At 62.1% G+C, this 13,737-nt stretch carries 10 protein-coding genes; all 10 read right to left on the bottom strand.

Going from position 1 to position 13,737, the window contains the following annotated elements:
- Positions 1–110: 110 nt before the first annotated feature.
- On the bottom strand, positions 111–695 hold the full coding sequence (locus tag C2E19_RS13530) for a glutathione S-transferase (protein ID WP_129392961.1): 585 nt from the start codon (positions 693–695) through the stop codon (positions 111–113).
- On the bottom strand, positions 692–4,333 hold the full coding sequence (locus C2E19_RS13535; protein WP_129392964.1) for an SbcC/MukB-like Walker B domain-containing protein: 3,642 nt from the start codon (positions 4,331–4,333) through the stop codon (positions 692–694). Before C2E19_RS13535 ends, C2E19_RS13530 begins: the two co-directional genes overlap by 4 nt.
- The gene (locus tag C2E19_RS13540; protein ID WP_129392967.1) at positions 4,330–5,574 is read right to left on the bottom strand and encodes an exonuclease SbcCD subunit D C-terminal domain-containing protein; all 1,245 of its coding nucleotides are present in this window, start codon (positions 5,572–5,574) and stop codon (positions 4,330–4,332) included. The genes C2E19_RS13535 and C2E19_RS13540 overlap by 4 nt, the downstream gene beginning before the upstream one ends.
- A gap of 199 nt (positions 5,575–5,773) precedes the next feature.
- Positions 5,774–7,411 carry a BatD family protein gene (locus C2E19_RS13545; RefSeq protein WP_129392970.1) on the bottom strand — a complete coding sequence of 546 codons (1,638 nt, stop codon included), beginning with the start codon at positions 7,409–7,411 and terminating at the stop codon, positions 5,774–5,776.
- Entirely contained in the window at positions 7,408–9,144 is a 1,737-nt protein-coding gene (locus tag C2E19_RS13550) for a tetratricopeptide repeat protein (protein ID WP_129392973.1), read from the bottom strand. Before C2E19_RS13550 ends, C2E19_RS13545 begins: the two co-directional genes overlap by 4 nt.
- A complete protein-coding gene (locus tag C2E19_RS13555) occupies positions 9,141–10,220 on the bottom strand; it encodes a VWA domain-containing protein (RefSeq protein ID WP_129392976.1) in 1,080 nt (359 codons plus the stop codon). The genes C2E19_RS13550 and C2E19_RS13555 overlap by 4 nt, the downstream gene beginning before the upstream one ends.
- Positions 10,213–10,710, bottom strand: a complete 498-nt coding sequence (locus C2E19_RS13560) for a DUF4381 domain-containing protein (RefSeq protein ID WP_129392979.1) — start codon at positions 10,708–10,710, stop codon at positions 10,213–10,215. The genes C2E19_RS13555 and C2E19_RS13560 overlap by 8 nt, the downstream gene beginning before the upstream one ends.
- The gene (locus C2E19_RS13565; RefSeq protein ID WP_129392982.1) at positions 10,707–11,651 is read right to left on the bottom strand and encodes a DUF58 domain-containing protein; all 945 of its coding nucleotides are present in this window, start codon (positions 11,649–11,651) and stop codon (positions 10,707–10,709) included. Before C2E19_RS13565 ends, C2E19_RS13560 begins: the two co-directional genes overlap by 4 nt.
- Before the next feature lie 5 nt (positions 11,652–11,656).
- Positions 11,657–12,616: a MoxR family ATPase gene (locus C2E19_RS13570; protein ID WP_003218556.1), complete on the bottom strand. Its 960-nt coding sequence runs from the start codon at positions 12,614–12,616 to the stop codon at positions 11,657–11,659.
- 272 nt (positions 12,617–12,888) lie between these two features.
- Positions 12,889–13,242, bottom strand: coding sequence for a hypothetical protein (locus C2E19_RS13575; RefSeq protein ID WP_129392985.1), 354 nt, complete (start codon positions 13,240–13,242; stop codon positions 12,889–12,891).
- Positions 13,243–13,737 lie beyond the last annotated feature (495 nt).

Below are 13,737 nucleotides of genomic sequence, written 5' to 3' on the forward strand. Positions count from 1 at the left end.
GCAACTCAAATTTGCCTGTCACACCGCATAGAATGGTTTCACGACTGCTTCGCAGCCGAACGGGGATAAATCCCCTCGCCACAGTTTTTCATCAGGCAGGAAGTTGAGTGTTACTTTTTCATGATCGAGGTGAAGAGTTCGGATTCGAGAAAGCGCTGCAACCAATCCTGCAACCGTACATAAGGCGTCTGCGCAAACCACTCGCGATCAACATGGGCAAACTGCCGAACAAACGGCAGCAAGGCGATATCGGCCAGACTCGGATGATCAGCCAGCAAGTAATCGCGATCCTTGAGCAACGCCTCCAGCCGCTGCAAAAACATCGCCCCTTCAGCCCGATAAACCTCCATCGGTTGTTCCGGATAGCGCTCGGCATATTTGTAGCGGTTCAGATGCACCTTGAACCCCTGATCATTCGCCTCGATCAATTCGGCAATCCGCGCATCGCCATCCAGCAACCATCCCTGCGGATCATTCTGCGCCAACGCCCAGTGCATGATTTCCAGGCTCTCATCAATCACCCGGCCATCGGCATCCAGCACTGGCACCGTGCCTTTCGGCGAGATCGCCAGCATCTCCGGCGGTTTGGCCTTGAGGCTGACTTCAACCATCTCCACTGGCACGCCGGAATAACGCAGGGCCATCCGCGCCCGCATCGCGTAGGGGCAGCGGCGGAAGGAATACAGCGTGTTCATTTCACCTCCACGGTGCTCAAACCGTTGCCCTGACGCTGGACCTGAATCTGCACCGGGATCCGCTCATGCATTTCCTGTACGTGGGAAATCACCGCGACCTTGCGGCCTTGCGCCTGCAAGCCGTCGAGCGCATCCATCGCCAATTGCAGCGACTCCGGATCGAGACTGCCAAAGCCTTCATCGATAAACAGCGATTCGATTTTCAGCGTACTCGACGCCATCGATGCCAGACCCAACGCCAGCGCTAGCGACACGAGGAACGTTTCGCCGCCGGACAACGAATGCACCGAGCGCAGTTCGTCGCCCATTTCCGTGTCCATCACCAACAAGCCGAGCATGCTGCCGCCGCGTTTCAGGCGATAGCGTTTGACCAGTTGGCGCAGTTGCACATTGGCGTGGTGCACCAGCAGGTCGAGGTTGTAGGCCTGGGCGATCTTGCGGAAGGTGTCGCCGGTGGCCGAACCGATCAAGGCACTCAGCCGCGCCCAGCGCTGGTATTCGGCATAGGCGTCGGCGATCTGCTGCGCCAGTGCCTGATTGGCATTCTGCCGGCGCTGATCTTCGACTTGTTCGGCGCGCAGTTCGGCGCATTGTTGCTCGCTGACAGTGAACTGCTGTTGCAGATCAACCAGCGCGGTGGCGAGTTGCTCAGCGTCGAGATTGCCATTGCTGTGGGCTTGATGGTCGACCAACAAGCGCTCACGTTCTTGCAACAACACCGAGGCTTGCTCGATCGCTTTTTCGTTGAGTTGCAGACGCTGGCGAAGTTCGCCGAGTTGCGCATCATCGACCCGCAACAAGTCTTCGAGGCCGCCATCGTCCAGCTCGGGATGACCCGCGCGCCAGTCGGCGATCTTGCCGGTGAGATCCTGGTCTTCGCTTTCCAGCGCCTGCAAACGCTCCTGCTGCGCCTTCAGTTCAGCGCCGGTCTGCACCCGCTGCGTGCGCACGCTTTGCAGCTCCTGCGCCGTGCTGGTTTCAGTGTTGCGCGCTTGTTCGACGGCGTATTCCAGTTGCTGCTGCCACTGCTCGGCGCAGCTGTGCTCGCCAAGCAATTGCGCGAGTTTCTCCTGGCAGCGCTGCTGTTGCTCGGCTAACGCGGCGAACTGCTGTTCAGCGATTTGCGCTTGTTGCAGGCGCGTCTGCTGACGGTCCTGGTCTTTCTCCAGTGTCTGCTGACGTTGCTGCTGCTCGCTCAATTCTTCCTTCTGCTGCTCGACTTGCGCCAAGCGTTCGGCGATCTGCCGGTCGAGCTGCAGGAACGTCGCCGCAGGTTCCTGGCGCAGGGCTTCAAGGGTGTCGGCCGGCAGTAGAGTGGCGAACGCCGTCAGTTCCTCGTCGAGGCGCTGGCGGTCGCTGCTCAGTTCGCGCTGCTGATTGCCCAGGTGCTGCGCGGCTTGCTGATGCGCGGTTTCCGCCTGACGCAATTGTTGCGTCAGCCGCGCGGCATCCTGTTGCAGAGTGAGCAGGGCGCTCTGGCGTTGTTCGTCCTGCGCGATGCTCTGGTTGAGCTGTTCGTTCTGACGACTGAGCCAGGCATCGCGTTTGTCGGCATCTTGATTGAGCAATTGGGCGGACAGCGGATGAGCATCGAGGCTCGGTGCCAAGGCCTGTTGCTGGGCGGCCAGTTGCTCCTGTTGTTGCAACAATTCTTTCTGTTGAGCGATGACGCCGCCGACTTCGGCGCGCAGTTCGATGAGCTTTTCCTTGAGCTGATCGACCACTTGCTGCGCGTTGGCCTGTTCACTTTCATCGTGGCGGCCGAGGCTTTGCAGCAGCGCTTCCGGTTGGTGATACGGATGCTCGTTGCTCCCGCACACCGGGCACGGTTGGTCATCCTGCAACTGCCCGCGCAACTCTTCGACGCTGGCACTGCGCGCGAGGCGCTGGCGTTCAAGCAGTTCGCGGGTGACGTTGAGGGTTTGCTCGGCGACGGTCAGTTCGGCTTTGCTTTTCACCCCGTCCTGGGTCAAGCGTTCGCGCTCCTGCTGGGCGCTGAGCTGGCGTTGTTGCAGCTCGGCGCCGCGCTTGTGCAGATCCTGCTGGCTGGCCCACAGGCGCGACAAATCTTCAAAGGCGCGCAGCTGTTTGCGGTTGTCCTGCAACAGCGTGCCGAGAATGCCGATCTGCTCGGCGACGGCATCCGGTTCGGCGCCGGCCTCTTTGAACAGCACTTCAAGCTGCTGCTTCTGGGTGGTGAACGCTTCGGCGCTGTGGGCAGCGTTCTGTTCGAGACTGGCCAGTTCAGCCTGACCCTTGTTCAGGCGATTGCCGATCAGCATCAACTGCTGCAGACGATCGCGATAGGCATTCCACGCATCGCTTAACGGCGCCAGATGAGCGCTTTGCTCAAGCTCGGCGGCAATGCGTTGCAAGCGCTCGGCGACCTGGACCTGTTTTTCCAGCAAGGCTTGAATCGCGCCCTGACCGTCGCTGCACGCCTGTTGTGCAGTGGCTTTGGTTTCAGCGCCAGCGGCGACATCCTTGGCCAGACGGGCGAGGGTGCTTTGCTCCTCGAAGGCCTGACGCAACAGCGGCGCATTCTCAGACTGGCGCTGCTGCGCCTCGCTCAGTGCGACTTTCGCTGCTTCGAGATTCTGCTCCAGTTGCGTCTGGCGCTCAGTCAGTTCGGCATGCTGGCGAGTGTGTTCGGCGATCTGTGCCGCCAACGGCGTCAGCAGCGCATCGAGCTGGTTTTTGCGCGCGAACTGATGGCGTTGCGGGCCGAGTTGCTCGAGTCGCGTCAACTTGAGCCGTTCGCCAGCCAGGCCTTCGCGTTGTTGCTGAGCGCTGTGCAGTTGCTCGCTGGCGGCGTGCTGCGCGTCCTGCAACAGGCGTAAATCCTTGAGCCACGTGTGCTGCTGCTCAAGCTGTTTCAGCTGCGCCTGTTGCAGTTTCAGTTGTTGCTGGGCGTTGTTGAAACGCTCATCCAGCTCGGCGCGGGCTTCAGCGCTCAGCGGCGTGACGCCAGTGGCCTGATCCTGCAACAGCTTGTGCGCTTCGCGGGCCTCTTTGGTCTTGTCGAAGGCGCGACGGCCGAGCCGCGTGTAGAGCGCCGTGTCGGTGAGTTTTTCCAGCAGTTCGCTACGGTCGTTGTCGTCGGCCTTGAGGAAAGCACTGAACTCGCTCTGAGCCAGCAGCACGGCGCGGGTGAACTGTTCGAAGTTCAGGCCGAGCGCGGTTTCCAGCTGGGTTTTGTACTCGCCTTTCTGGCTGGCGAGCAGTTGATCCTGATCGATATCGCGCAGGCTCTGACGGCTGGCTTGCAGCTTGCCGCCGGCCTTCTCGCGAGCGCGATTGGCTTCCCAGCGCGCCCGATAGCGCCGGCCATCGACACCGACGAAATCGACTTCCGCATAGCCTTCACCGGTGCCGCGACGCAGCAAGGTGCGCGGGTCGCCCGTGGCGATTTCGCCGTCGGCATCCGGGACTTTCGCATCGCGGCCGGTGTTGTTCAGGCGCGGTACGGCGCCGAACAGCGCCAGGCACAAGGCATCAAGCAAGGTGCTTTTACCGGCGCCGGTCGGGCCGGTGATTGCAAACAGACCGGCGCTGGCCAGCGGTTCAGCGGTGAAATCGATTTCAAACGGGCCGGCCAGCGAGGCGAGGTTTTTCAACCGAATGGCGAGAATCTTCATGGCTGCTCGCCCTCCAGTTGCACGTCTTGCAGCAGTTCGGCGAAATCCTTCAGCGTCTGCTCATCAACCTCGTTGCCGTAGTTGTCGAGCCAGGCGCGGCTGAACAGTTCTTGCGGCGTCAGTTGGTCGAGTTCGATCAGCGTGGTGCCGTCCTCCTCGCCGTCAGCGCCACGGTTGCCGGCGTATTCGGCGGCGATGCGCACCAGCCGCACGGCTTTGCCTTGCAGGGCGTTTTCTACCTGATGGCGCAGATCCGGTTGCGGCTCGTCGAGGCGCACGCGCACCTCCAGCCACGGCTGGCGCTGGGTTTCAGCGAGCAAGTCGATGTTCGGCAGGTCTGCCAGTTGCAGGAGGATCTCGGCCAGCGGTGCCGGGCCGATGCGTTGCAGATTGACCGAGCGCGGAATCAGTTTTGATTCAACACTGACCAGGCTTTCGCCATCGAGGGTGAGGTCGAGAATCTGGTGCTGATAGCCGATCTCGGAGAACGACAACGGAATCGGCGAGCCGCTGTAGCGAATGCGTTCCTCACCGTTGACCTTCTGCGGCTTGTGCAAATGGCCGAGGGCAACGTAGCTGATGCTCGGCCCGAACAGGCTGGCGGGCAACGCTTCGGCATTGCCGATGATCAGGCTGCGCTCGGAGTCTTCCGATACCGAACCGCCGGCCATGTGCGCGTGGCTGATGGCAATCAATGCCTGACCGGGTTTGCGCTTGGCGTTGGCCGCTTCGATCAGCCATTCATGCACCTGACCGATGCCGCGCAAATAGTTGTCACCCAAATGCGCGCCGGTCACTTCCGCCGGGCGCAGGAACGGCAGCGCCAGGCACCACGCGGCGATTTCGCCGGTTTTATCCGGCAACGGCAGCAGCAGGCGTTCGGCATCCAGTTGCCCGTCATCCAGCCATAGCACCCGACCCAGCGCATGGGTGCGTAGACGGCGCATCAACGGCGCGGGCAGTTCGATCCGTGAACCGGAATCGTGGTTGCCGGCAATCATCACGATGGTCAGCAACGGTTGCTGTTCGTGCGCGCTGACGATGAAATCGTAGAGGCGTTCCTGGGCTTTGACCGGCGGATTGACCGTGTCGAAAATGTCACCGGCGATCAGCAGCACATCCGGCTGCGCCAGTTTCAATTGACCCAGCAGCCATTCGAGAAAACAGGCGTGCTCGAAATCGCGCTCCTGGCCGTGGAGGTTTTGCCCAAGGTGCCAGTCGGAGGTGTGAAACAGACGCAAGGCGGACTCCGCAACAAAATAGGGTGATGGCCGCGCGGGAATGAAGAGGCGGCGAAAGAGGGGGAGAGTTTACAGATTATTGCGCCTGGCAGTCTCGACACGGGTCCCTTCACCCCATTGGATCAAAAGATCGCAGCCTGCGGCAGCTCCTACAGGGATCAAATGTAGGCGCTGCCGCAGGCTGCGATCTGTTGATCGTTTACTTCGGATAAAGCGGCGGCAAACCACTGTCACCCACCGGGTCGTGAACTCGCTCGGCGGTCGGAATGGTGCGAATCGCGCGCCACAAATCCTCACCTTGCCAATGCTGGCCAGTCTCGCTGTACAGCGCGCCATTGAGGCCGTCGAGCGCATCCGACAAGGGCACAAACCGCGCCGCCATATCCGCCAGCGTTTCCGGCTGCTGCCGCGCCCATGCATCCAGCGCCTGCCGCGTCGCTTGCGGGTCGTTGGCCTGGCTGGCGCGTTTGATGTCGTCGAGCAGCGTGCGCGGGCTTGGCCCGGTCTGCGCGGCGCGCAGGATCGCCGGTTGCCAGCGCGCACGCCACCACAGGCCGAAGCCGAGCAGGGTGGTGCAGGCGAGGATCAGCGTGCTGAGTTTCCACCACCACAACACATCGTTATCGACAGCGCTCGGTTGCAAGCTGCCCGCCGGGGTGTCGACTTGCAGGCTCGGATTGTTCGCCACTTGCAGGGTGCGCGCGGGCAAGCTGCTGTGTTCGAGGTGATCTTCGAAAGTGTTCCACCAGACCACGTCGACCGTTGGCAGCTCGATCGAACCGCTGCGGCTCGGCACCAGTGCTTCACGTTCTTCGCGGCTGCCGACAAGACCCCGGTCAGTGCTCTGGTTGGTGAGCACCGGTTGGTCAGGATAGCGGCGCAAACCGTTGACGTCGGTGGCGGGCAGGGCCGGCAGTTGCGAGCTGGCAAGGCCTTCGACTTTCAGGATCAGGCTGCGCGTCAGCGAGTCGCCGACTTGGGTGTGTTCAGGCTCCGGGTTCCAGCTTTCGCTGAGGCTCAGGCTGCGCGCCGGCAACCACGGGGCGTCGAGCGGGTAGGTCAGCGGTTTCGGCTTGACCGTCAACGGGATGTCGGCGGAGCTGACGCGCATCAATTTGCCCGGCTTCGGCCCTTGCGCGGTGGCGTCTGCAGACGGCTGGGTGTCGACCAGCGTGGCGCTGAAGGTTTGCGGGGCAATGGTCAGCAAGCCGCTGTGTTGCGGATAGATGGCATAGCGCATCTCGATCACGCCGTGGCGCACACCGTTGATGTCTTTTTCGTACGTGCGGGTGTCGCCCAGCTGTTCGACGCGCGCATCGGCGATTTGCAACGGGGTCAGGCTGCTGTCGTCGTACAGCGACACCGAATGGTAGATGCGCAGGGTCAGGATCGCTTGCGCCTGCACATACACGCTGGACTGATCGAGGCTGGCTTCGATGAACACCGGGTCGAGGCTGTTCTTGTCTTCGTGGGTGTCGCTTTCGACCACTTGCACGGTGATCGGCTGGCTCTGCACATCGCCCATCTGCAACGGCGGAATCACCACGCTGCCGTTCTCTTTCGGCAGCAGCGTGATGATCCAGCGCGTGGTTGCGCGGTTATCGCCATTGAGCGTGTTCAACTGGTTGACCTGACGCGTGCCGCGCACCTCGAACAACGGCTCCAGCGGGGTCAGGTCAGGTTTGCCGAACTGGGTGACGTCGCTGGTTTCGAGGGTGAGTTCGACCGTCTCGCCGGAGTTCAGGCGACTGCGATCCACGCTGGCGATCAACTCGGCCGCCTGGGCGGTGGCCGTGCAGATCAGCAGGGGCAGCAAGAGAGCGGTGAAGCGGGTCATCGAGTGTTTTCCTGATCCTGATGTTGTTGCTGTTCGTACCAGAATTTGCGTCGCAGCAGTTCGCCCGGATCATCCGGGATCTTCCCCAGCCATTGCTCCAGTGCCTGACGCTGCTCGCCTTCGAGGTTGTCCTCGCTTGGGCGCAGGGTCGGCACGGTGTCCGTCTGCTCTTCCTCATCGCTGCCCGGTACTTCGTTGGGACCGGGTTGCGGTGGCGTGGCCGGCGGCGGTTCGCTGCCCGGTTCGGCCGGTTGCGCATCGCCCTGGGTTTCGCTTTTTACGGCTGGCGGTGGTGCGGTCGCGGGCGGAGTTTCGTCGCCCGGCAGACTCTGTTCGGTTGGCTTGTTTTCCAGCTCGGCGGGTGGCGGGGTGTTCTTCTGCTTGAGCAGATTTTCCACCAGTGCCTTGTTGGTCTGTGCCGGGCGCAAATCGGGTTGCAACTCCAACGCCTGTTCATAGGCATCGATCGCCGCTTCCAGCTCAGCGCTTTTTGCCAAAGCGTTGCCACGATTGTAGTGCGCGCGGGCATCGCTGCCTTCGGCAAAGCGCTGGGCGGCGCCACTGTAATCGCCGGCCTCGTACAACGCCACCCCTTGCCACTGGTGATCTTCGAAATGTTGCGCCGCCTCGGCCGGGCGCTTCTGCTTGAGCAAATGCAGGCCCTGTTGATCCGGGCGCAGCCACAAATCTTCGAAGTCGAACGCGTAGCTCGGCTGCGGCAGGCAAAACAGCAGCGGCAGGCAGAACAACCAGCCACGCCGCCCGGCACACGCGGCCAGCAACAACAGCGGCAACAGCAGCCAATAACCCTGATCGGCCCAGGTATCGAGGCGTACGGTCTGGCCGTCGTTGCGCAAACTGCGCGGGCCATTGAGCAGGCCGAGCGCGCCGAGATCAGCTTCGTCCAGCCGTGCAGCGTGGTATTCACCGCCAACACTGTTGAGGAACGCGGCAAGGCCCGGGCTGTCGAGTTGCGGCACGCGAATCGCACCTTGTTCGTCTTTAAGGAAGCTGCCGTCCTCTTGAGCAATCGGCGCCCCTTCGGCGGTGCCGACGCCGAGCATCAACAGTTGCGCAGATTCACCGCTCAAGGCACGACGAATGCCTTGGCGTTCCTGTTCATCGAGCGACGAGCCGATCAACAGAATCCGCCCCTGACCGAGCGCGCCCTGTTTCAACAAGGCCAGCGCCTTGCTCACCGCCAGATCGGCGCGATGACCGCTCTCCGGCATCAGCGACGGCTTGAGCGCGTCGAGCAGGTTGCGACTGGTGGCGAGGTCATCCGACAGCGGCACCAGCGTGTGCGCGCTGCCGGCGTAAACGACGATCGCGGTCTGCGCATCGCTGCGCGCCTGCAACAGATCGAACAGTTTGCGCCGCGCTTGCTCGAGGCGAGTCGGCGGTGCATCGGTGGCGAGCATTTCCGGGGTCAGTTCCAGTACAACCACCAACGGATCGGCAGGTTTCTGGCTGGTCTGTTCGACACGCTCCCAACTCGGCCCGAGCAGCGCCAGAATGGTCAGCAACCACGCCACGCCGAGGGCGATCCACGGCAATTTGCTGTCGCGTCCGTTACCACCGCTGAGCAAAGTGGCGTGGAACGCCGGCGGCAGAATCATCTGCCAGCGTCCGGCGCGTTTTTGCCGGTGCCAGAGCTGCCAAAGCAACCAGCCGAGCAGCGGCAACAGCAACAGCCACCAAGGACGGAACCAGTGCGGCCAGAGGGCGATCATCGACGCCTCCGCAGACGCAGGCGCTTGAGACGCTCGCGCCAGTCAGGTAACGGGCTTTGCAGATACAGCTCCTTGGTGAACAGGCGTTGCAAGAAATTGTCCGGCCACAATTCGCGCGCCACCAACAGCAGGCTCAACCACAGCGCCAATGCCAGCGGCCAGTGATACAACGCTTGCGCCGGGCGGGCCTGGGTCGGTTGCTGGGTCACCGGTTCGAGCTGGTCGAGGGTGTCCTTGATCGCTTGCAGTTCTTTGCCATCGTGGGCACGGAAGTACTGGCCACCGGTCGCTGCGGCGATCGCCTTGAGTGCGGGCTCGTCGAGATCCAGACTCGGGTTGACCCCGAGCAGGCCGGTGGAACCGCTGTCCTCGGGATTGGCGCCGATGCCGATCGGATAGATTTTCACGCCTTCGCTGGCGGCTAATTTGGCAGCGGTCAATGGATCGATTTCACCGCCATTGTTGGCGCCGTCAGTGACCAGAATCAGCACACGGCTTTGCGCCGGACGCATGCGCAGGCGTTTCAGCGCCAGACCGATAGCGTCGCCGATGGCGGTGTTCTTGCCGGCGATGCCGATCCGCGCTTCGTCGAGCCAGACGCGCACGGTGTGGCGGTCGAAGGTCAATGGCGCTTGCAGGTAGGCTTTGCTGCCGAACAGGATCAAGCCGACGCGGTCGCCGTCGCGGCTTTCGAGGAAGTCGCCGAGCAGGTGCTGAACCAGCGAGAGACGGCTGACGTCTTCGTCCTGCCACTGCATGTCGGGGAAATCCATCGAGCCGGACACGTCCACCGCCACCAGCAAATCTCGGCCGCTGGCGGCAATCGGCAACGGCTCGCCGAGCCACTGCGGACGGGCGGCGGCGGTCAGCAGCAATAACCACAGGAGCATGAACGGTGCCTGTTGGCGCCACGCCGGCAAGTTGGCGCGGGCGCGACGGCGGGCGAGGCCTTCGAGGTCGGACAGAAAGCTGACTTTCAGCGCCGGCTCGCCGCTGTCTGCCACCGGCAACACAAGGCGCATCAACCACGGCAGCGGCAACAGCGCAAAGATCCACGGCCAGGCGAACTCAAACATGTTTGCGAATCCACGTGTCGACCGCTTGGGTCAGGCCGGCGATGGCTTTGTCGTCGAGTTTGCATTCCGGTTTGTACGCGCCTTCGACCAGCACCATCCAGCGCGTCAGGCCCGCCGCCGGGCAACGGTTGTCGAGGAACGCCAGCCATTTGCGCCCGTTGAGGGTGTGGCTCTGGCTGTAGGGATAATGGTTGCGGCACAGGCGTTTGAGCAGGCCGTTGAGTTGCTGCAACCAGGCACCGGCCGGGGCGCCGTCGTAGGGTTTGGGCATTTGCGCGAGTTCGGCGAGGGCGGCGATGCGTACCGGGTCGAGCGGCTGTTCGGCGCGCACGATTGGGCGCTTCTTCATGGGAATGAAACGGCGCAGCTTCCACGCCGCTAAACCGAGCAGCGGCAATAACAACAGCAGCAGCCACCAGCCCGGTGCCGGTGGCCAAAAGGCAATCGGTGGCGGCGAGATCAGCGGTTGCAGTTGTTCGAGGCCGTTCATCGACCTTTCCCCGGACGCTGCGGATTGAGGAATTCACGCATCTGCTCGACCATTTCACTTTGTGTACTCAACGGCATCAACAGCACCCGCAGCTTTTGCGCGAGCAATTCCCAGCGCGCGATGCGTGCTTCGGCCTGGGCGCGATAGGTCTGGCGCAGGTCGAAATTCAGCGTGTCGAGTTCCAGCTGTGCGCCGCGTTCGGCGAACCTGAGCAGGCCGGCAGCGGGGAGGGCGTGATCGAGTGGATCGGAAATCGGCAACATCAACAGGTCGCAATGGCGCGACAGCAGACTCAGCTGTTGCTCGGCGCTGTCGGACAACGCGCGCTCATCGCAAATCACGATGGCCAGACTGCCCGGACGCAGTACCTCACGCGCCCGGCGCAGAGCCACGCCAAAGGCATCGCGGTCCGGCTCGCGCTCGCTGTGCAGCGACTGATTGACCTTGACCAAGCGGTTGAGCAATTGCAGCAGGCTCTGTTTGCTGCGCCGTGGCTTGATTTCGTAGTGCTCGTTGTCGCCGAACACCAGCCCGCCAACCCGATCGTTATGGCCGAGTGCAGCCCAGCCGATCAACGCCGCCGCTTGCGCCGCCAGCACCGATTTGAACATCAGGCCGGAGCCGAAGAACAGCCGCGTGCTTTGCTCGACCATGATGAAAATCGGTCGTTCGCGTTCTTCATGGAACATCTTGGTGTGTGGCTCTTGCGTGCGCGCCGTGACACGCCAATCGATGGTGCGCACGTCGTCGCCGGCCTGATAGACCCGCACCTGATCGAAGTCGACACCGCGACCACGGAATTTCGAGTGATGCAGGCCGATCAGCGGGCTGCGCTGGCTCGGCGTGGAAAACAGCTGCACTTCGCGCACCCGGTGACGCATCTCGATCAGCTCGGCGAGGCTGACGCGGATGCCCGGTTCGGACGGCAAGGGGGCGTTCATGGGGGTCAAGCGACGGCTACGACGTCGAGAATCCGCTGCACCACCCGATCCTGATCGATGCCGGCGGCCTCGGCTTCAAACGACAGAATGATGCGGTGACGCAACACATCGAACAGCACCGCTTGAATGTCTTCCGGGCTGACGAAGTCACGACCGGCCAGCCAGGCGTGGGCGCGGGCGCAGCGGTCGAGGGCGATCGAGCCACGCGGGCTGGCGCCATAGGCGATCCACTCGGCCATTTCCGGGTCGAACTTGGCCGGTGTGCGCGTGGCCATGACCAGTTGCACGAGGTATTCCTCCACGGCGTCGGCCATGTACAGACCGAGGATTTCCTTGCGCGCGGCGAAGATCGCCTGCTGGCTGACGCGGCGTTCAGGCTTGGTTTCACCGTTCAACGCTTCGCCACGGGCCTGCTGGAGGATGCGCCGTTCGACGGCAGCATCGGGGAAGCCGATTTTCACGTGCATGAGGAAACGGTCGAGCTGGGCTTCCGGCAGCGGGTAGGTGCCTTCCTGTTCGATCGGGTTCTGCGTGGCCATCACCAGAAACAGCGGCGACAGTTCATAGGTGCTGCGACCGACACTGACCTGACGCTCGGCCATGGCTTCGAGCAGCGCCGATTGCACCTTGGCCGGGGCACGGTTGATTTCGTCCGCCAGCACCAGGTTGTGGAAGATCGGCCCTTGCTGGAACACGAAACTGCCGGTTTCCGGGCGATAGATCTCGGTGCCGGTGATGTCGGCCGGCAGCAGGTCAGGGGTGAACTGGATGCGATGGAACTGGGCTTCGATGCCCTCGGCGAGTTCTTTGATCGCTTTGGTCTTGGCCAGCCCCGGCGCGCCCTCGACCAGCATGTGGCCGTCGGCGAGCAGGGCGATGAGCAAACGCTCGATGAGTTTTTCCTGGCCGAGAATCTGCGTTGAAAGAAAGGTTCGCAGCGCCAGCAGCGCTTCACGATGTTCCATCGGTGACTGTTCCTGGAAAGGGGTGGCCCCAGGCGTTCGGATAACGCCGGGGCTGGGGGCGTTACTTTAATCCATCGCGGGGGGTGGCGACTAACGGCATTTTGCGCAAAGTGCGGGAAATGACCGGGGCAATTGTTGGATTTTTGTAGTACCGGGGAGGGGTAGTGTTCTTTCGGGCTTCTTCGCGAGCAGGCTCGCTCCCACATTTTGAACGGCGTACATCCGTCAATGTGGGAGCGAGCCTGCTCGCGAAGGGGCCAGCCCAGACGCGATCAAACTTCGTTAATGAAGGAACCCGTCCCATCAAGGATGTTCTTCAAGGTCTCGACCACCTCTTCCATGTCCACCATGTCCGGGTTAAAGCTGATCTCCAGCACATCATCACCATTCAGCGCATCGGCATCCCCTGCCGCGATCTCGATTTTCAGTAGCGTCGACGTCAGCGTGACTTTCACACCGTCCAGCGTCGACGGCTCGCCATCCAGGGTGATCTCCAGCTCATCCTCGTCGGGATAGCGGCTCATCAGGAACATGTCGCCCTTGTCGCTGTGGCAGCAGAGCATGGCCATGTTGTCTTCTTCGTCATCGCACGGGTTGACGATGAGTAGGGCGGTGGTCATTTGCATGGGGAATTCCTGCCTCAAGGGGCGTGTTGGTCGCAATTGGGCGCGATTCTGCCAGTCCTCGGGAATTTCTGCATGTGAGAGTGTCAGAGGATGTGTCGTGAACGCGACGTGGGTCAATGGTCATTTCTGGCACGCATGTACCGTAAAAACGGGCATTCAGACCAGCGTTTTGCGCCACGAGTGCTAGTGTTTACCGGTGCCAAAGCCCTCGTTTACGTGCCAATGACCGAATATGTCGCAGCACCGCAAGCAGACACATTGTCGCACCCATTAAGCTGCGCAACGGATGAGCACCCGTAAAGGCATTGTCGGCACCGTTGGCAGTCGTTTTTGCAGATGCCCATTCAATGGAAGGTGAATGTGACCTGAGTGTCTCGTCCAGCTTCACCCACCTGTCACCCTGTTTCCTCTGCCCGAGATTCAGGAACAGGGCGACAGTAGCCCCGAGAGGGGTGTTGCACGCGACGCTTTCCATCAATAACAAGCTTAAGCGGA

The sequence above is a fragment of the Pseudomonas sp. DTU12.3 genome, from assembly GCF_004124275.1.
Lineage (GTDB): Bacteria > Pseudomonadota > Gammaproteobacteria > Pseudomonadales > Pseudomonadaceae > Aquipseudomonas > Aquipseudomonas helmanticensis.

What these genes read in the sequence shown, in the direction of transcription:
- C2E19_RS13560 (WP_129392979.1), bottom strand. Translation starts at nt 10,710, where the DNA reads ATGAACGGCCTCGAACAACTGCAACCGCTGATCTCGCCGCCACCGATT.
- C2E19_RS13570 (WP_003218556.1), bottom strand. Translation starts at nt 12,616, where the DNA reads ATGGAACATCGTGAAGCGCTGCTGGCGCTGCGAACCTTTCTTTCAACG.
- C2E19_RS13530 (WP_129392961.1), bottom strand. Translation starts at nt 695, where the DNA reads ATGAACACGCTGTATTCCTTCCGCCGCTGCCCCTACGCGATGCGGGCG.
- C2E19_RS13575 (WP_129392985.1), bottom strand. Translation starts at nt 13,242, where the DNA reads ATGCAAATGACCACCGCCCTACTCATCGTCAACCCGTGCGATGACGAA.
- C2E19_RS13550 (WP_129392973.1), bottom strand. Translation starts at nt 9,144, where the DNA reads ATGATCGCCCTCTGGCCGCACTGGTTCCGTCCTTGGTGGCTGTTGCTG.
- C2E19_RS13535 (WP_129392964.1), bottom strand. Translation starts at nt 4,333, where the DNA reads ATGAAGATTCTCGCCATTCGGTTGAAAAACCTCGCCTCGCTGGCCGGC.
- C2E19_RS13545 (WP_129392970.1), bottom strand. Translation starts at nt 7,411, where the DNA reads ATGACCCGCTTCACCGCTCTCTTGCTGCCCCTGCTGATCTGCACGGCC.
- C2E19_RS13565 (WP_129392982.1), bottom strand. Translation starts at nt 11,651, where the DNA reads ATGAACGCCCCCTTGCCGTCCGAACCGGGCATCCGCGTCAGCCTCGCC.
- C2E19_RS13555 (WP_129392976.1), bottom strand. Translation starts at nt 10,220, where the DNA reads ATGTTTGAGTTCGCCTGGCCGTGGATCTTTGCGCTGTTGCCGCTGCCG.